At 67.2% G+C, this 17,456-nt stretch carries 17 protein-coding genes; 12 read left to right on the forward strand and 5 right to left on the reverse strand.

All coding sequences use genetic code 11. The features are described from left to right. Positions 1 to 118 precede the first annotated feature (118 nt). The 5 genes from ilvA to G1H10_RS06430 all read left to right on the forward strand — a co-directional run bounded on the left by ilvA (position 119) and on the right by G1H10_RS06430 (position 4,768). Positions 119 to 1,330 (forward strand): threonine ammonia-lyase, encoded by a 1,212-nt coding sequence (gene ilvA, locus G1H10_RS06410; protein WP_163734289.1) that lies wholly within the window; start codon positions 119 to 121, stop codon positions 1,328 to 1,330. Between the two features lie 62 nt (positions 1,331 to 1,392). Next, complete coding sequence (locus G1H10_RS06415) at positions 1,393 to 2,208, forward strand: hypothetical protein (RefSeq protein WP_163734292.1); 816 nt, start codon at positions 1,393 to 1,395, stop codon at positions 2,206 to 2,208. Next, entirely contained in the window at positions 2,205 to 2,621 is a 417-nt protein-coding gene (locus G1H10_RS06420) for a DUF2089 domain-containing protein (RefSeq protein WP_216852958.1), read from the forward strand. Before G1H10_RS06415 ends, G1H10_RS06420 begins: the two co-directional genes overlap by 4 nt. A gap of 297 nt (positions 2,622 to 2,918) precedes the next feature. After that, the gene (locus tag G1H10_RS06425) at positions 2,919 to 3,932 is read left to right on the forward strand and encodes an ATP-binding cassette domain-containing protein (protein WP_163734295.1); all 1,014 of its coding nucleotides are present in this window, start codon (positions 2,919 to 2,921) and stop codon (positions 3,930 to 3,932) included. Continuing rightward, complete coding sequence (locus G1H10_RS06430; protein WP_216852959.1) at positions 3,929 to 4,768, forward strand: ABC transporter permease; 840 nt, start codon at positions 3,929 to 3,931, stop codon at positions 4,766 to 4,768. Before G1H10_RS06425 ends, G1H10_RS06430 begins: the two co-directional genes overlap by 4 nt. 205 nt (positions 4,769 to 4,973) lie before the next feature. On the opposite strand, the gene greA is transcribed toward G1H10_RS06430, so the two are convergent. Then, positions 4,974 to 5,480, reverse strand: coding sequence for a transcription elongation factor GreA (gene greA, locus G1H10_RS06435; RefSeq protein WP_163734299.1), 507 nt, complete (start codon positions 5,478 to 5,480; stop codon positions 4,974 to 4,976). A gap of 239 nt (positions 5,481 to 5,719) precedes the next feature. Continuing rightward, positions 5,720 to 6,112 (reverse strand): DUF4307 domain-containing protein, encoded by a 393-nt coding sequence (locus G1H10_RS06440; RefSeq protein ID WP_163734301.1) that lies wholly within the window; start codon positions 6,110 to 6,112, stop codon positions 5,720 to 5,722. A 176-nt stretch (positions 6,113 to 6,288) separates the two neighbouring features. Between G1H10_RS06440 and mca the strand changes: the two genes are divergently transcribed. The 4 genes from mca (at position 6,289) to G1H10_RS06460 (ending at position 8,720) form a co-directional block, all read left to right on the forward strand. Beyond that, on the forward strand, positions 6,289 to 7,185 hold the full coding sequence (gene mca, locus G1H10_RS06445; RefSeq protein WP_163734521.1) for a mycothiol conjugate amidase Mca: 897 nt from the start codon (positions 6,289 to 6,291) through the stop codon (positions 7,183 to 7,185). A 5-nt stretch (positions 7,186 to 7,190) separates the two neighbouring features. Further along, a complete protein-coding gene (locus G1H10_RS06450) occupies positions 7,191 to 7,424 on the forward strand; it encodes a hypothetical protein (protein WP_163734304.1) in 234 nt (77 codons plus the stop codon). A 116-nt stretch (positions 7,425 to 7,540) separates the two neighbouring features. After that, positions 7,541 to 7,969 carry a helix-turn-helix domain-containing protein gene (locus G1H10_RS06455; protein WP_163734307.1) on the forward strand — a complete coding sequence of 143 codons (429 nt, stop codon included), beginning with the start codon at positions 7,541 to 7,543 and terminating at the stop codon, positions 7,967 to 7,969. Positions 7,970 to 8,258: 289 nt separating this feature from the next. Continuing rightward, positions 8,259 to 8,720 (forward strand): VOC family protein, encoded by a 462-nt coding sequence (locus G1H10_RS06460; protein ID WP_163734309.1) that lies wholly within the window; start codon positions 8,259 to 8,261, stop codon positions 8,718 to 8,720. 21 nt (positions 8,721 to 8,741) lie between these two features. Here G1H10_RS06460 and G1H10_RS06465 read toward each other — a convergent pair whose 3' ends face one another. Beyond that, positions 8,742 to 9,641: a formylglycine-generating enzyme family protein gene (locus G1H10_RS06465; RefSeq protein WP_376778577.1), complete on the reverse strand. Its 900-nt coding sequence runs from the start codon at positions 9,639 to 9,641 to the stop codon at positions 8,742 to 8,744. A 246-nt stretch (positions 9,642 to 9,887) separates the two neighbouring features. Between G1H10_RS06465 and G1H10_RS06470 the strand changes: the two genes are divergently transcribed. From G1H10_RS06470 to G1H10_RS06480, 3 genes are all read left to right on the forward strand, one after another. Further along, on the forward strand, positions 9,888 to 10,949 hold the full coding sequence (locus G1H10_RS06470; protein WP_163734312.1) for a ScyD/ScyE family protein: 1,062 nt from the start codon (positions 9,888 to 9,890) through the stop codon (positions 10,947 to 10,949). A gap of 191 nt (positions 10,950 to 11,140) precedes the next feature. Further along, a complete protein-coding gene (locus tag G1H10_RS06475) occupies positions 11,141 to 13,198 on the forward strand; it encodes a thioredoxin domain-containing protein (RefSeq protein WP_174264093.1) in 2,058 nt (685 codons plus the stop codon). Between the two features lie 279 nt (positions 13,199 to 13,477). Continuing rightward, positions 13,478 to 14,881: a class II fumarate hydratase gene (locus G1H10_RS06480; RefSeq protein WP_163734318.1), complete on the forward strand. Its 1,404-nt coding sequence runs from the start codon at positions 13,478 to 13,480 to the stop codon at positions 14,879 to 14,881. Between the two features lie 66 nt (positions 14,882 to 14,947). On the opposite strand, the gene phoH2 is transcribed toward G1H10_RS06480, so the two are convergent. Together phoH2 and G1H10_RS06490 are read right to left on the reverse strand one after the other, a co-directional pair. Then, positions 14,948 to 16,288, reverse strand: a complete 1,341-nt coding sequence (phoH2, locus tag G1H10_RS06485; RefSeq protein WP_163734321.1) for an RNA 5'-3' helicase PhoH2 — start codon at positions 16,286 to 16,288, stop codon at positions 14,948 to 14,950. A gap of 334 nt (positions 16,289 to 16,622) precedes the next feature. Then, positions 16,623 to 17,384, reverse strand: coding sequence for an isoprenyl transferase (locus G1H10_RS06490; protein WP_163734324.1), 762 nt, complete (start codon positions 17,382 to 17,384; stop codon positions 16,623 to 16,625). Between the last annotated feature and the right edge of the window lie 72 nt (positions 17,385 to 17,456).

Below are 17,456 nucleotides of genomic sequence, written 5' to 3' on the forward strand. Positions count from 1 at the left end.
CCGATGCTCGTGAAGGACACCGGCACTGCGCCCGTTCCGCCGCCCGCGAACGCCGGGACCCCGGGTGCACCAGGATGCCGCGTGCGCAAGCACACAACCAGTGACAGGATCTAAGACCATGGACCTGACGTTGGACGAGGTGAAGGCAGCCCGCGAGCTCCTGAACGATGTGGTGCGGCCGACACCGCTGGAAGACTCCCGTTGGCTGGGCGGCAAGGTGGGCGGCCCGGTGTATCTGAAATGCGAGAACCTGCAACGCGCCGGCTCATTCAAGATCCGTGGTGCCTACGTGCGTATCGCGCGTCTGACGGCGGAGGAGCGCAGGCTCGGCGTCGTGGCGGCCAGCGCCGGTAACCATGCCCAGGGTGTCGCGCTGGCGGCGAGCATGCTGGACGCACGTGCGACGGTGTTCATGCCGGAAGGCGCGGCGATCGTCAAGGAGCGAGCAACCCAGGCGTATGGCGCGGATGTCCGGTTCGCCGGGTCCACCGTCGATGAGGCGCTGCTGGCCGCTCGAGCGTTCGCGGCGGAGACGGGGGCCGTGTTCATTCATCCGTTCGACCACCCGGACATCGTGGCCGGACAGGCGAGTGTGGGTATCGAGATCCTGGAGCAATGTCCGGACGTGCGCACGATCATGGTGGGCACCGGCGGCGGTGGTCTGCTGGCGGGGATCTCGCTGGCGGTGCATCACATCCGGCCCGACGTCCGCGTGGTCGGGGTGCAAGCGGAAGGGGCCGCGGCGTATCCGGCATCGTTGAAAGCGGGTGCGCCGGTCTCGCTGGAGCGGCTGTCCACGATGGCGGACGGTATCGCCGTCGGCCGGCCGGGCGAGGTGCCGTTCGAGATCATCCAGCAGTACGTCGACAGTGTGGTGACGGTCTCTGAGGAGGGCCTGTCACGGGCCCTGGTGTCGTTGCTGGAGCGGGCCAAGCAGGTGGTCGAGCCGGCCGGTGCGGCTGCGGTGGCCGCCCTGCTGGAGAACGCCGGTGCCTATCAACCGCCGGTCGTCGCCGTGCTCTCCGGTGGCAACATCGACCCGCTCCTGCTGATGCGGGTGATCCGGCACGGTATGGCGGCCGCCGGGCGCTACCTGTCCATCCGGGTGCGCGTGCCGGACGCCCCGGGTGCGCTGGCGCAGTTGCTGGGCGAACTCGCGTCGGTGGACGCGAACGTGCTCGATGTGGTCCACGAGCGGACAGGTGCGTCCTTGCCGATCGACCAGGTCGAGGTCTCTCTACAGCTGGAGACGCGGGGGCCGGAGCATCGGGCCCGCGTGCTCGCGCGGCTGCGGCAAGCCGACTATCCGCTCTCCATCCCGGAGAGCTGATCGACTTTAACTTTTGTAAAAGGGCATTGACGATATAGAAATTCTCGCGCATCATCGGTTACGTGAACGACGACGATGAGACCCGCGAGATCCTGGAGAAGGTAGCCGCCGGCGAACTCGACCCGTCCGCGGCGGCCCAATTGCTGGAGGAGCGTGCCTCCGGGCAGGTAGCCCCGTACCAGGCGGAACCTGTCGAAGGCCGGGCGCTGCCGAGCATGCCGGAGATCAACCGGCTGCTCGTCCGCGCCACGTCGAGACGTGTGCGGGTGATCGGAGACCCATCGGTCTCCACCGTGGCCATCGAGGGCCCGCACACCATCCGCCGGGACGGAACCACTCTCATGGTCACCGGTGAGACGGAGTTCGTCCCGACGGACAATGCCTTCACCCTGCTCGCCGGCGGCCGCTGGAGAGAGATGGCTGACCGGGTGCAGGCCGGCTTCGGTCAGAACCTGGAGTTGCGGGTCCGGATCCGGCCCGATCTCCCGCTTGGGGTCGAGGTGATCGCCGGATCGCTGGAGGTCGACGGGGCACGAGCGGTGGACCACGTGCGCATGACCGCCGGCTCATTGCGGCTGCGTGGCGCCGAGGCACCCATCGACCTGCTGATGCAGGCAGGATCGGCACAGGTCGACATGGTGCAGACACACGGCCAGTCCCGGTTGCGCTGTGAGTCCGGAGCGCTGCAGCTGACGCTGGGGGACGGCACCGACGCCCGGGTACGGTCGGACGTCCAGTTGGGCCGCCTCTCGGTCGTGCCTGAGCCGAAGGATCGCCACCGGGATGTGGTGGTGGGCCTGGGCGCAGCGGAAATAGATCTCGAGGTGGTCATGGGTGCGGTGACGCTCAAGACACCGGACCGTGGGGACATGCGGTGACCGTCGACGGCCATGGCGCGCATCACCCGCCGCACCCAGACGGCTACCAGCCGCCGAGAGATTGTCCTGTCTGCGGCGATCTGTTGATGGTCACCCGGCTGGGCTGCGGTTCCTGCGGGTCGGAGCTTTCCGGACGGTTCACCGGCTGTCCGTACTGTTCGCTTCCCGCACAAGAACGGAAAATGCTTAGCGTCTTCCTGGCATCCCGGGGCAATATGAAGGAACTCGCTCGGGAGCTGGGCGTAAGTTATCCGACGGCCCGGATCCGTTATGCGGAGATGCTGGCCCGTCTCGGCATAGAGGAGGTAGGAGCAGTGGACGCGACACCGGCGTCCGTCGACCGGGAGGACGTGCTAAGGCGGTTGGCGGCCGGTGAACTCGACCTGGATGAGGCTACTGAGCTGCTGCAGTAGCCGGCGGCCGTTGCGGGCCGTCGGCAGGCGCCATGGCGCTGAGTTGCTCGGACGTCGGTACGGTGTGGGCTGAGCGGCGCTTGACTCTCCCCCTGCAGGAGAAGCCAGCGTTCGGGCGAGGACATCGCAGCGAGCATGACTGATCTGATGACACCGGACTCTGTCGGTGACGGCTGCCAAGATGCGGTCACGCTCGTGGGGCGATGATCAGGACGGGGCCGGTCAGCAGAGTGCGTGCCGACCGGCTGTGTTGGGGTTGACAACGCGGTGCACCGCGGTTCGGAAAGGACTAGGACGTTGAATGCGATCATCGCCGAGGGTCTGACCAAGACCTTCGGCTCTGGAGAGAAGGCGGTCAAGGCGGTCAGCGGAGTCGACTTATCGGTCGACGAAGGAACCGTCGTCGGTATCCTCGGGCCGAACGGCGCCGGTAAGACGACGACCGTCCGGATGCTCACCACCTTGCTGCCGTTGGACAGTGGTCGTGCCACGGTGGCCGGTCATGACGTGGTCCGCGAGCCGCAGGCGGTGCGCGCCAGCATCGGGCTGTCGGGACAGTTCGCCGCGGTCGATGAGAACCTGACCGGCCGGGAGAACCTGTGGATGTTCGGGCGGCTCTACCAGCTGTCGAGCAAGGAGGCGAAGAAGCGAGCAGACGAGCTGCTGGAACAGTTCTCACTGACAGACGCCGCGGACCGTCCGTCGAAGACATACTCGGGCGGCATGCGTCGCCGGCTCGACCTGGCCGGCAGCCTGGTGATCCACCCACGGGTGCTCTTCCTCGACGAGCCCACCACTGGGCTCGACCCAGCTAGCAGACTCGACCTCTGGGACGTCATCCGCGAGCGTGTCAGCGGCGGGGCTACCATCCTGCTGACCACCCAGTACCTGGAAGAGGCGGACGTGCTTGCGGACCGCATCGTCGTCATCGATCAGGGCCGGATCATCGCCGAGGGGACCGCGGATGAGTTGAAGGCCAAGGTCGGCGGCGAGCGGATCGAGGTCGTGGTGCACGATCCAGACATGCTGCATCGAGCGACCGAGATCCTGCAGCGCGGGAGCGGTGGGCAGTGTCAGGTCGACGAGCACACGCGCCGGCTGACGGTGCCTAGCACGGCCGGGTCGAAGGGCCTGGTCCAGGTGATCCGTGACTTGGACGAGCAGCAGGTCGACATCGATGACATCGCCCTGCGCCGCCCCACGCTCGATGACGTGTTCCTCGAGCTCACCGGCCACAAGGCGGAGGAAAAAGAGACGAAGGATGACCAGCAATCAGCCGACAGCGTGGCGACGCAGGGAGGTGCCAAGTGACAGCGGTGCAGACGAGCCCCGGTGAGCTGGCGCCGAAGAGCGCCGGGCTGAAGCAGGTCTTCCAGGACACTATGGTGATCGCCTGGCGGAACATCCGTGGTGGGCTACGGGTTCCGGACACCCAGATCTACATGTTCATCCAGCCGATCATGTTCGTGGTGCTGTTCGCTTACGTGTTCGGCGGAGCCATCCCGGTGCAGGGCGTGAACTATCGCGAATACCTGATGGCCGGCATCTTCGTACAGACGATGGCGTTCGCGGTGGCACCGGCCAGCGTGGGGCTGTCAGACGACATGCACAAGGGCCTGATCGACCGATTCCGGTCGTTACCGATGGCCCGCTCGGGCGTCATCGCCGGCCGGGTGATATCTGATCTGGCCAGTCAGTTCGTCGTCCTGATCATCATGATGATCTGTGGCGTCATCGTGGGCTGGCGGGTACACAACGGCATCGGCCCCTTCCTCGGCGGAGTCGGCCTGATGCTGCTCTTCGCGTTCGCGATGCTGTGGGTCGGCGCACTCATCGGGTTGGCCGTCGGCAACCCACAGGTGGCCGCGTCGGCGGGTCTGATCTGGTTGTTCCCGGTCATCTTCTTGTCGAATGCGTTCGTGCCGCCGGAGACGATGCCTACGGTGGTGCAGACGATGGCCGAGTGGAACCCGATCAGCGCCATAGTGGCCGCCGGGCGGGAACTCTTCGGAAACGAGAGCATCATCGTCTCCGACGCGTGGCCGATGCAGCACCCCGTGCCCGCAGCCTTGCTGTGGTGCGTGCTGATCACCGTGGTCTTCGCGCCGCTGGCGGTCCGCAAGTACAAGGCCGCGGCCAGCAAGTGACCAGCGCCGTGTGGGGTGTGCGCCGGCGAACGACTCCGGTCGAGCGCCGCACGTGATTGCGGGCGCCGCACACGAAGCGGGCCGGGAGGAGTGCTCCTCCCGGCCCGCTTCTTTCATGTCTGTTCGCCCCTGCGCCGCCAGAGCGCCGATCCCGCCCGCCGCGCTGGATCCATGTGTGGATTCACCGCCAGGCGGACGGGCTCGTTCAGGGCGTGTACGGCTTCGCGCTGACGATCTCGACCGTCACGTTGCGGCCGTTGGGGGCCTCGTAGGAGACGGTCGCACCGGCCTTCTGGCCGTTGATGGCCGCGCCGAGCGGAGACTGGGGCGAGTACACCTCGAGATCGACCGATTCGTCCAGGGACAACAGCTCCCGCGAGCCGAGCAGGAAACGCTCGATCTCGTCGTCGCCGGAGAACTTGATCTCGACGATCATCCCCGGGCCGACGACACCCGTGTCGGCCTGCGTCTCGCCGACCTTGGCTCGCTGCAGGAGCTGCTGTAGCTGGTGGATACGGGCCTCCTGCTTGCCCTGCTCCTCCTTGGCTGCGTGGTAACCGCCGTTCTCCGAGAGATCGCCCTCGGCACGGGCCGCCTCGATACGCTTCGCGATCTCGGCACGGGCCGGTCCCATCAGATGCTCCAGCTCCTCCTGGAGTTTGTCATAAGCATCCTGGGTGAGCCAGGCGACATTGTCGCTTGTAGCGGTCACGGCATCTGCTCCTTGCCTATTAGTCGTCGGACCACACCCGACGTCGGGTGTGGTCCTGTTGTTCGTCCGGGCCGGAGCCCGGTAGATGTCCAGCTCGGGGCGAAACAACAAGATTAGCAAGCCAACCCGGTTTGCGGCGATGATGCGAAGGTCAACGCCACCGCGATCGGCGCGAGTACTGCCGGTCCGCGGACGCCGGGCGGCCCGCGCACAATCCGAGCGGGGACCGGTTGAGCTGCTCAGTCGTCGACGGTGCAGCCGATCAGTTCGGGAGCGATCCCATCGCCGCGCAGTGGTATATCTGCGTCGATGCGCTGTCTGCGATCGCCGCCTGGCGGGATCTCCAGATCGAGCTGCCCGACGATGATCTGCCGGTCGTCGACGGCGATCAATTCACAGGTTAACGCGGTGTCCGGGTCCCGATCCACCTCTACGGTCACCGGCAGGACGCCGTCCGCAGGGTTGTCGTACGAGTGGATCGCGGCCTGCCCCTTGCTCTGCTGCTGCCGATCCACTGCGAACCAGCCGACGACGGCCGTCAACACCACCGCGACCACGATCAGCGCGATCGTCTGACCGCGCCCGCCGGTGCGGCCGGTGTCGGGACGTTCGCCGGTAGAAGAGTCGGGCACGAGGGGCTCCGGTCGCTGTGCTGGACGGTCGGTACGGCACTATTGTCTCTCACGGGGTATCCGTGGTGACGAGGTGGCGCGAAGACGCACACTCTACCGGTGTTGTACACCGCGTGGCGGAACATGCGCCACCCGGAGCCGCGTTGCCGTGGGTGGAGATATCTGACGAGGTGATCATGGTCGACACGCTGAGGCTGATGCATGTGCATGCGCACCCGGACGACGAGTCGAGCAAAGGCGCCGCCTCGACAGCCCGATACGTCGCCGAGGGGGTTGAGGTCCTGGTCGTGACCTGTACCGGCGGCGAACGTGGCTCGATCCTCAATCCGAACATGGATCGCCCGGACGTCCTGGAGAACATCGGCCGGATCCGGATACAGGAGATGGACGCCGCGCGCGAGATCCTCGGTATCCAGCAGGAATGGCTCGGCTTCGTCGATTCTGGGTTCCCCGAAGGAGATCCGGCGCCCCCGCTGCCGGACGGCTGCTTTGCGTTGGAGCCGGTGGAAAAGGCAGCCGCCCCGCTCGTGGAGATCGTCCGTCGGTTTCGCCCGCACGTGATGACCACCTACGACGAGAACGGCGGTTACCCGCATCCCGACCACATCATGTGCCACAAGGTGAGCGTCGCTGCGTTCGACGCGGCCGGCGACCCGGGGATGTATCCGGACGCCGGCCTCCCGTGGCAGCCGAAGAAGTTGTACTACCACCACTCCTTCCACCGTCAGCGACTCGTCGCGTTGCACGAGGAGATGGAGCGACGCGGGCTGACCTCGCCGTATGCGGAGCGGCTGCAGGAGTGGAAGCCGAACCCGGAGTGGGATCGCCGGGTGACGACGCGGGTCGAGTGCGCCGAGTACTTCCCCACACGAGACAAGGCGCTGCTGGCGCACGCCACGCAGATCGACCCGGAAGGACCATGGTTCGCGGTCCCGTTGGACGTGCATCAGCAAGCCTGGCCAACGGAAGACTACGAACTGGTGCGCTCTCTGGTCGACTCCAGCCTGCCGGAGGATGATCTGTTCGCCGGCCTGCGGAGGGCTGAAGACGATCTGCCGACAGGGGTACAGTGATCGGTGTGGAGGTCATAGCAGCCCTGGGCATGTTCCGCGATGGGCGTACCGACGACGGGGGCGGCTTTCCGATCAGTGCCGGCTCGGCCGGTTTCTGGATCGTGATCGCGCTGGCCCTGGCGCTGGTCGTGCTGTATCGGAGTATGCGCAAGCAGCTGCGCAGGGTGGACTTCGACGAGTCGGCCAGCACGGACGAGGAACGGGTCCGCAGCCACGAGGAGCGTCCGGACCAAGGTTGACGCCACGTGGGCAGGTTCTGCCCAGAGCCGGCACCCGGGATCGGGTGCGCTTCCGGCTCGCGTTGTCGCCGGTAGAGGTCACTCGTGCTGTCGTTGAGGATACGTAGGATGCCCGCATGGGCACACGTCCCGCCGCCCCAGATTTCCAGTCGTTGAGCGCCGTGCGCCGGGCGCACGATCTGATCGATCGCTGTTACGCCGAACCTCTCGATCTGGACCGGATCGCCGGTGCAGCCGGGTACTCCCGCTACCACTTCATCCGGGCGTTCCGTGCTGCCTACGGGGAGACCCCGGGCCGCTATCTGACCCGTCGGCGCGTGGAGCGGGCGCAGGACCTGCTGCGGTCGGTGAACTTGACCGTCACCGAGGTCTGTCACCTGGTGGGATTCTCCAGTTTGGGATCATTCAGCACGCTGTTCACCGAGCTTGTCGGCATGTCACCGTCCGAGTTCCAGCGCCGGGCACGCGCATCCGGGCGGCCGCCGATTCCAGGCTGCTACGTGCTGATGTGGGGCGCGCCCACCGCGGCGCGGAGGCGGTCCTGACGACGCACCATCACTGCCTTTGCAATGCACACATATACGCAACACCACGTGCGCACCTAGACCGGCCATCACATGCACATGTATGCGGACCATCAGTCGTGCGGCAAGCGAACGCCAAGTGCTGCGTGTATTTGTGCATTGCAAAGGCAGCAATGACGGAGAAGCCAAGGCAGCACGGTGCGCACTAGCGTCGTGCCGACGCACACGTTCCGGTGTGCGTCGGCTGACCGGCCGCCCCTGCGATGATCGGCGTCGCACGCAAAGCGGCCGCACGACCGAAAGGACGGACATGATCACAAAGTTGGGCGTTGCCAGCGTCTTTGTGAACGATTATGAGGAGGCCAAGGCGTTCTTCATCGACAAGCTCGGCTTCGAGTTACGACAGGACGTCACGATGGAGAACGGGTTTCGCTGGCTCACCGTCGGCCCGCCTGCCAGCCCGGAGTTCCAGCTGTCCCTCACCGTCCCCGGGCCACCCATGCACGACGAGGAGACGGCGGCCAGCATCAAGGCGCTGATGGCCAAGGGAGCTTTGAGCGCGGGAGCGTGGAACACCGACGACTGCCGCAAGACATTCGCGGAGTACTCCGCCCGTGGTGTGGAGTTCCTGCAGGAGCCGGCGGTCCGTCCGTACGGGGTGGAGGCGGTGTTCCGGGATGATTCGGGGAACTGGTACAGCCTCAACGAGCTCAACGAGCAGGCTCTCGACCAGGACGCGATGGCTGAGGTGTTCGGCTCGCAGAGTCCCTGATCAGGCAGACCGCCGTCGCTCTCAGGCCGAGCGTACGCAGCGGAAGCCGATGTTCCCGGCAGAGCTGTCCGGCGTGTTGGAGCTGCGGGCGTCCACCCGGTAGCGGTAGCAGTAGCTCGCGTGGCACATATGTGAGCCGCCGCGCATCGACTTGCGTCCGGTGCGCGGCGGACCGCCCGGGTCCACCCGCGGTCCGGTAAGGTGCCAGGCCGGATCGAACCAGTCCGAGCACCATTCCCACACATTCCCAGTCATGTTGTAGAGGCCGAATCCGTTGGGCTGGTAAGCATCGACCGGGGCGGTCCCGACGTAACCGTCGGCGCCGGTGTCTTTGGCGGGAAAGGTGCCTTGCCAGACGTTCATCCGATGCTCACCGCCGGGCTCGCGTTCGTTCCCCCACGGATAGCGGTTCTGCACAAGGCCGCCGCGAGCGGCGTACTCCCATTCCGCCTCGGTGGGCAGCCGCTTGCCGGCCCACTTCGCGTACGCACGGGCGTCGCGCCAGGTCATATGGACGACGGGATGCTCCATCCGATCCTCGATGGAGGAATGCGGCCCTTCCGGGTGCCTCCAGTCGGCGCCACCAACCTCTCGCCACCACGGCGCCTCAGCGACGCCCCGGGTGGCGGGGAAGTCGTCCGGGAGATAACCGCCGAACACGAACGACGTGCCGAGACGTTCGGCCACGGTGATCCACCCGGTGGCCTCGGTGAATGCGGCGAAATCGGCGTTGCTGACCGTCGTCGTGTCGACCCAGAACGGGCTGAGCGTCACCTCGCGCGCTGGGCCCTCGCCGTCGGCCGGGTACCCGTCCTGCTCATCGGTCCCCATGATGAACGTGCCTCCCGGCAGTTCCACCATGCCGGCGGTGTCGGTCTGGCCGGGCGAGGGGCCGGACGGCGTGGGCGGTGCGAGATCCATCGCGACGGTGTCGCCGGCGGGTCGAGCGGCCGCGCAGCACGCAGGTTGATCGGTCACGACATGTACCTCCCGCTCCATGACTCTACCCGCCGTCGTCCGGTCCACTGTTGACAGGCCATGATCACCGGACTAGGAAAAGTCATCACTCTGTGAGATGCCTGCCTCAGATGGCATCTCAACTGACCGAACCAGGGGGGAACGGTCATGGGTTGGATTCACGCACGCACTCGCGCGCCGGGAGTTGCGGTGGCACTGGCTTCCGCGGTGGTACTGGTAGCCGGGGGCACCCAGGCAGCTGCCGACGACGGCCTGGTCACCGTCGTCGACGGCCTTGACGGCCCGCGTGGGGTGGCGACAGGACCTGCGGGAAGGGTGGTGTTCGCTGAGGCCGACGGCAGCATCAGCGAACTGACGACGAAGGGACGTCACGCCGGAAGTGTCGCGGACCTCGGCGCCGTCCCAGCGACGTTCATCGCACCGGCCGTGGCGATGCACGGGCGCGGCAACACGTTCGCGCTGACGGCGGCCGGTGCGCCGGGCAGCGGTGCCGCCACTCTCTACAAGTCGAATCCCGGCCAGGGGGTCCGCGCGGTGGCTGACATAGCGGCCTACCAAGAGATCGATCCGGACCCGTACGACGTGGAAGATCATCCTGAGGAATCGAACCCGTTCGGTGTAGCTGCGCTTCCGGACGGCAGCGCTCTGGTCGCGGACGCCGCCGGTAACGATCTGCTGCGCGTCTTCCCCGATGGGGAGATCGTGACCGTGGCCCGGAACAAGCCGCGCGTGGTCGAGACGCCGGAAGGGCTGCCGGACGAGTTCGAGGGCGAACCCCTGCCGCCGGCGGGAACGCCCATCCCGTCCGAGGGCGTCGCCACGTCGGTCACCGTGGGGCCGGACGGGTATTACTACGTGGGCGAGCTGCGCGGCTTCCCGGGGACGCCGGGCACGTCACAGATCTGGCGGATCGCACCGGACTCGGTCGACGCCGTGTGCGACCCCGACGCACCGGATACCGGCGCGTGCCAACGCCACGCCGACGGGTTCACCTCGATCGTCGACCTCGACTTCGGGCCGGACGGCAGCCTCTATGTCGTCGAGCTCGTGGCGGAGGGTTGGTTCCCATGGGAACTCGGTCTGGTGCCGCCCATAGGTGCGCTGCATCGCGTGTCGCCCGACGGCGGGACGACGGTGGAACTGGCGGCTGGCGAGCTGATCCTGCCCGGTGGCGTCGCTGTGGACCACAAGGGCACGGTGTACGTCACAGGCCCGGTCTTCGGCCCGGGAGAGCTGGCTCGCGTCCAGTGAGCCAGCGAACTCGCCTCCGTGGCCCGGTGCTCCGGTGGCCCGGTGGATCGGCATGAGCCGGCCTGATCCAGCCTGATCCGGCCCATCGCGCCCGATGATCGCGGGGCCATGCGCTCCGCGATCACCGAGCTTCTTCGAAACCGCCGACGAAGGGTAGCGTGGGCTGGTATGGGTAGTGCATGCCCTTGGGAATGCGACGAAGGATCTGGGTGAACCGTCTCAGCGCAGCCTCGAGCCCATACCTCCTGCAGCATCGGGAGAATCCGGTGGACTGGTGGGAGTGGGGTGACGACGCGTTCGATGAGGCGGCACGGCGTGATGTGCCGGTGCTGTTGAGCGTCGGCTACGCGGCGTGTCACTGGTGCCACGTCATGGCGCACGAGTCCTTCGAGGACGAGGCGATCGCGGCGTACATGAACGAGCACTTCGTGTCGGTCAAGGTCGATCGCGAAGAGCGGCCGGATGTGGACGCCGTGTACATGGAGGCGGTGCAGGCGCTGACCGGTCAGGGCGGTTGGCCGATGACGGTGTTCCTCACCCCGGACGGGAAGCCGTTCTACGCCGGCACCTATTACCCGCCCGAACCGCGACACGGCATGCCGTCGTTCCCACAGGTGTTGGCCGCCGTCAACGATGCGTGGCGGGACCGCCGGGACGCTGTCAACGACGCCTCCCGTCAGATCGCCGAGCGGCTCGACGGGCCGCGGGCGAGCGCCAACACGTCCGCGCCGACGGCCGAGCGGATGGACCTGGCGGTGCAGCGGCTGGCCTCGACGTTCGACGCCGAGCACGGTGGTTTCGGCGGTGCTCCCAAGTTCCCGCCGTCGATGGTGCTGGAGTTCCTGTTGCGGCATCACGCTCGCACCGGCGATGAACGGTCGCTGGCCATGGTGGAGCGGACGTGCGAGCAGATGGCTCGGGGCGGCATCTACGACCAGCTCGGTGGCGGTTTCGCCCGGTACAGCGTGGATCAGTCCTGGACTGTGCCGCATTTCGAGAAGATGCTCTACGACAATGCGCAGCTGCTACGCGTCTATGTGCACCTGTGGAGGGTCACGGGTTCACCTCTGGCGCAACGGGTGGTACGCGAGACGGTGGAGTTTCTGTTACGTGACCTGCGCACCCCCGAGGGCGCGTTCGCCAGCGCGATCGACGCCGATGCCCCGGACGAGCAGACAGGTGAGCCCGCGGAGGGCGCCTCGTACGTGTGGACGCCCGGGCAACTGCGCCAGGTCCTGGACCCGGAGGATGCCGAATGGGCGATTCGGCTCTTCGGCGTCACCGAGTCCGGCACCTTTGAGCACGGCACGTCGACGTTGCGGCTGCCGGATGATCCCGGTGACTGGACACGCTACGCGGAGGTCCGGGAGGCGCTGCTCGCCGCGCGTGAGAGGCGTCCGCAGCCGTCGTGTGACGACAAGGTCGTCGCCGCCTGGAACGGGCTCGCCATCGCCGCGCTGGCGGAGGCCGGCGCGGTCTTCGACGAACCGACCTGGGTGGATGCCGCCACCCGGTGTGCCGATCTGCTCGTGCAGTTGCACCTCGATGAGCAAGGCCGCCTGCGCCGCGTCTCCCGTGGCGGCGAGGCCGGCGTGCCCAGCGGTGTGCTGGAGGACTACGGCGACGTCGCCGAGGGTTTCCTGACGCTGTTGAAGGTCGCCGGGGAGCCGGCGTGGTTGTCGTTCTCCGAGCAGCTGCTCGAGGTCATACTGAACCGGTTCCCCGCGGACGGTGGCGGGTTCTACGACACCGCCGACGACGCGACCGACGCCCGGCTGGCCGGGGTTCGCCGTCCGCAGGACCCGACCGACAACGCTGCTCCGTCCGGGTGGTCCGCCGCTACGGGCGCGCTGTTGACCTATTCCGCCTACACGGGGTCGACGCGTCATCGAGAGGCGGCCGAGGCCGCGCTGGGTATCTACGACGCGCTGGCCGCTCAAGCGCCGCGGTTCGGTGGCTGGGGCATGGCCGTGACCGAAGCGCTGCTTGCGGGTCCGGTGGAGGTAGCCGTCGTCGGACGTGCGGGCGACGCGCGTACGGGCGAGCTGCATCGTGCGGCGCTGCGGCACCCGTCGCCCGGTGCGGCGGTCGTCGTCGGCGATCCGTCGGATCCGAGCGCCGAGTCGGTGCCGTTGCTGCGAGACCGGCCGCTTGTCGACGACGCGCCGTCGGCCTACGTCTGCCGACACTTCGTCTGCGACCGACCGACCAGCGATCCCACCGAACTCGCCGCACAGATGTCGCGGTAGAACCGCGGACGCTGAACTGGCGGCGCGCAGGGGGAGGGTCCTGGGCGCCGGCCCGCCTTTGCAATGCACACACATACGCAACACGCGTCTACGCGTCACGCGTCGGCATGTGTGCTCAGCAGGGCACGTCTACCCGGGGTGCAATGCGCAATCGCCCCGATGCGTATATGTGTGCATTGCAAAGGCGCGTGGAAGGGCCGCCGTGCCGGGCCGCGGACGCGACGTGCGTGCTGGAGCCCCGGGGTGGTGGGGCGGAGTCGGCGCGGGATGATGGGATCCATGAGCGACGACGCCACGAACACCGAGTACCGCATCGAACACGACACGATGGGTGAGGTCCGGGTGCCCGCCTGGGCGAAATACCGCGCGCAGACACAGCGGGCCGTCGAGAACTTCCCCGTCTCCGGCATGCGTATCGAGAACTCGCTGATCCATGCTCTGGCTTCCATCAAGGGCATCGCGGCCAGCGTCAACGCCGAGCTGGGCGTCCTGGACGGGGAGATCGCCAAGGCGATCCACGACGCGGCGGCCGACGTCGCCCAGGGAACGTACAACGACCACTTCCCGATCGACGTCTTCCAAACCGGGTCCGGGACGTCGAGCAACATGAACACGAACGAGGTCATCGCGACCCTCGCCACGGAGCGACTGGGGTCGCCGGTCCACCCGAACGATCACGTCAACGCTTCGCAGTCCAGCAACGACGTGTTCCCGTCCGCGATTCACGTCGCCGCTACGCGCGCCGTCGTCCGGGATCTGGTCCCGGCACTGCAGCACCTGCAGGACGCGCTGTCCGCCAAAGCGGACGAATTCGCATCCGTGGTGAAGAGCGGCCGCACGCACCTGATGGACGCCACGCCGGTGACGCTCGGCCAGGAATTCGGCGGCTACGCCGCGCAGATCAGCTACGGCATCGAACGGCTGGAGTCCGCGTTGCCCCGGGTGGCGGAGCTGCCGCTGGGCGGCACCGCCGTCGGTACGGGCATCAACACGCCGCCCGGGTTCGCGGAGAAGGTCATCGGCCGGCTGGCATCCGACTCCGGACTGCCGTTCACCGAGGCCCGCAATCACTTCGAGGCGCAGGGTGCGAGGGACGGGCTGGTGGAGCTCTCCGGACAGCTGCGCACCATAGCGGTGTCGTTGACGAAGATCTCCAACGACGTGCGCTGGATGGGGTCCGGACCGCGCACGGGTCTCTCCGAGCTGGCGCTGCCGGATCTGCAGCCGGGGTCGTCGATCATGCCCGGCAAGGTCAACCCGGTCATCCCGGAGGCGCTGTGCATGGTCTCGGCCCAGGTGGTCGGCAACGACGCCGCGGTGGCGTTCGCCGGCGCCTCCGGCACCTTCGAGCTCAACGTGATGCTGCCGGTGATCGCCCGCAACGTGCTGGAGTCGATCCGGCTGCTGGCCAACATCAGCCGGCTGTTCGCGGACCGCTGCGTGAGCGGTCTGGCCGCCAACGAGGAGCGGTGCCGCGAGTACGCCGAGTCGTCGCCGTCGGTCGTCACGCCGCTCAACCGCTACATCGGGTACGAAGAGGCGGCCAAGGTCGCCAAGCAATCCCTTGCGGAGCGGAAGACGATCCGGCAGGTCGTGCTGGAGCGTGGATACATCGAGCAGGGCAAGCTCACCGAGACGCAGCTCGACGAGGCGCTCGACGTGCTGCGCATGACGCATCCCTGATGTGGAAAGGGCAGACATTGTGGTCGCAGGTGCGACCACAATGTCTGCCCTTCAGCCGTGAGACGGCTATGGCGTCGAACTTTCCAGCATCTCGGTGACCAGGGCCGCGATCGGCGAACGCTCGGACCGGGTCAGGGTGATGTGAGCGAACAGCGGGTGCCCCTTCAGCTTCTCGACCACGGCGACGATGCCGTCGTGGCGCCCGACGCGCAGGTTGTCCCGCTGCCCGACGTCGTGCGTCAGTACCACGCGGGAATTGCTGCCCACCCGGGACAACACGGTCAATAGGACGTTCCGCTCCAGCGACTGTGCCTCGTCGACGATGACGAACGCGTCGTGGAGCGAGCGTCCCCGGATGTGAGTCAGCGGCAACACCTCGAACATGTCCCGCTCGATCACCTCGTCGACGACGTCCTGCGTGGTCAGCGCGCCAAGGGTGTCATAGACCGCCTGTGCCCACGGGTTCATCTTCTCGGATTCGCTGCCGGGCAGGTAGCCGAGGTCCTGCCCGCCCACCGCGTAGAGCGGCCGGAAGACCAGCACCTTCTTGTGCAGTCTGCGTTCCAGTACCGCCTCCAGGCCGGCGCACAGCGCCAGCGCGGACTTGCCGGTGCCGGCGCGCCCGCCCAGCGAGACGATGCCGACCTCCTCGTCGAGCAGGAGGTCGAGGGCGATTCGCTGTTCGGCGGAACGCCCGTGCAGGCCGAAGGCCTCGCGGTCACCTCGGACGAGCCGGACCGACTTGTCCGGGGCCACCCGACCGAGTGCGCTCCCGCGTTCGCTGTGCATCACCAGGCCGGTGTGGCACGGCAGCTCGCGGGCTTCTTCCAGGTCGGCGGTGTTGTTCTGGAAGAGGGAGTCCAGCGCCGAGCCGGCTACCTCGAGCTCCGCCATGCCGGTCCAACCCGACTCGACGACCGCCTCGGCGCGGTACTCCTCGGCACGTATGCCGACCGACGACGCCTTGACCCGCATCGGTAGGTCCTTGGAGACCAGGACCACATCACTACCTTCCGCGGCCAGGTTGAGCGCCACGGCAAGGATGCGCGAATCGTTGTCACCGAGCCGGAACCCGACCGGCAGCACCTCCGGATCCGTGTGGTTCAGCTCGACCCGTACCGAGCCACCGTCGTCGCCGACGGGTAACGGCTGGTCGAGGCGGCCATGTTCGAGCCGGAGCTCATCCAGAAGGCGTAAGGCGCTGCGAGCGAAGTAACCGAGTTCGGGGTGGTGCCGTTTGGCCTCCAGTTCGGTGATGACGACGATCGGCATCACGACGTCGTGCTCGGCGAAGCGCAAGATCGCGTACGGATCCGCGAGCAAGACGCTGGTGTCGAGGACGTAGGTGATGCGATCGGCCGGCGGCGGGCTGGGGTGAAGACCGGTCTGAGTCTTGGAAGCGGCCACGTCCGTCTCCCTCGGCCTGAGTGCACCCTGACGACTCAGGCTTTCCTAGTCGCGTGAAGGACCGGGACCGGGCCCACAGGGCCGGGTGCCGGCCCTCCCTTCGCGCCGTGGTCGCAGCACGTTGGACGGGCCTCCCGAACGGCTGGCTTCCCCAACCAACCGTTGAGAACCAGCGTACATGTCACCCCCATGCGCGCACCCGGACACGCCCAAACCCCTGGTTAACGTTGCGTTGCAATCACCCATGATCATGAACACTTACCGTGCTATGTGAACGGGAAGTGTTCATGATCATGGGGGCGGGGCGAGGGCGAGGTGACGGCGGGCGGAGCGCTTACCGGCCGTAGCGACGCTCGCGCTCGCTGTAGGAGCGCAGCGCGCGCAGGAAGTCGACGTGCCGGAAGTCCGGCCATAGCGCCTCACAGAAGTAGTACTCGGAGTTGGCGCTCTGCCAGAGCAGGAAGCCGGATTGGCGCTGTTCTCCGCTGGCACGGATGACAAGGTCCGGATCCGGTTGCCCCTTGGTGTAGAGGTTCCGCGAGATGTCCTCGGCCGTCACCATGCTCGCAAGCTCGGACAGGGACGTGCCCTTCTCGGCGTGTTCCTGAAGCAACGCGCGCACCGCGTCGGCGATCTCGCGTCTGCCGCCGTAGCCGACGGCCACGTTGACGTGCATGCCGGAGACGTCGCGGGTCGCATCGGAGGCCTCCTTCAGCACCGTGGCGGTCCGGTCCGGCAGCAGGTCGAGTGCGCCCACCGGATGCACCCGCCATCGCCCCGCGGCGGCGAGATCCTTGATCAGACCCTCGATGATGCCGAGCAACGGCACCAGTTCGTCTTCGGGGCGGTGCAGGTTGTCCGTAGAGAGCAGAAAGACGGTCACGACGCGGATGTGGAGCTCGTCACACCAACGGAGGAACTCCTGGGCCTTCTCAGCGCCCGCCTGATGCCCGCTGGCGGTCGGCGCGCCGAAAGCCCGTGCCCAGCGACGGTTGCCGTCGAGAATGACGGCGACATGATCCGGAAGCCGCTCGGGTTCGAGCTGTCTCTGGAGGTTGCGCCCATAGAGCCGGTAGACCACGTCCGTCAGGCCCATGGGCGTTCCTTCCCGAATGACTCGAATCTCCTCGTGTCCCCGGACGAGAAGACTACCCCGAATCGCCGCGCA

It is taken from the genome of Phytoactinopolyspora halotolerans, assembly GCF_010550675.1.
Lineage (GTDB): Bacteria > Actinomycetota > Actinomycetes > Jiangellales > Jiangellaceae > Phytoactinopolyspora > Phytoactinopolyspora halotolerans.

Coding starts and splice junctions, on each gene's coding strand:
- G1H10_RS06465 (WP_376778577.1), bottom strand. CDS start 9,641: ATGGATCTCGCACCGCCCACGCCGTCCGGCCCCTCGCCCGGCCAGACC.
- G1H10_RS06455 (WP_163734307.1), top strand. CDS start 7,541: ATGGGCACACGTCCCGCCGCCCCAGATTTCCAGTCGTTGAGCGCCGTG.
- mca (WP_163734521.1), top strand. CDS start 6,289: ATGGTCGACACGCTGAGGCTGATGCATGTGCATGCGCACCCGGACGAC.
- G1H10_RS06490 (WP_163734324.1), bottom strand. CDS start 17,384: ATGGGCCTGACGGACGTGGTCTACCGGCTCTATGGGCGCAACCTCCAG.
- G1H10_RS06475 (WP_174264093.1), top strand. CDS start 11,141: ATGCGACGAAGGATCTGGGTGAACCGTCTCAGCGCAGCCTCGAGCCCA.
- G1H10_RS06480 (WP_163734318.1), top strand. CDS start 13,478: ATGAGCGACGACGCCACGAACACCGAGTACCGCATCGAACACGACACG.
- G1H10_RS06460 (WP_163734309.1), top strand. CDS start 8,259: ATGATCACAAAGTTGGGCGTTGCCAGCGTCTTTGTGAACGATTATGAG.
- ilvA (WP_163734289.1), top strand. CDS start 119: ATGGACCTGACGTTGGACGAGGTGAAGGCAGCCCGCGAGCTCCTGAAC.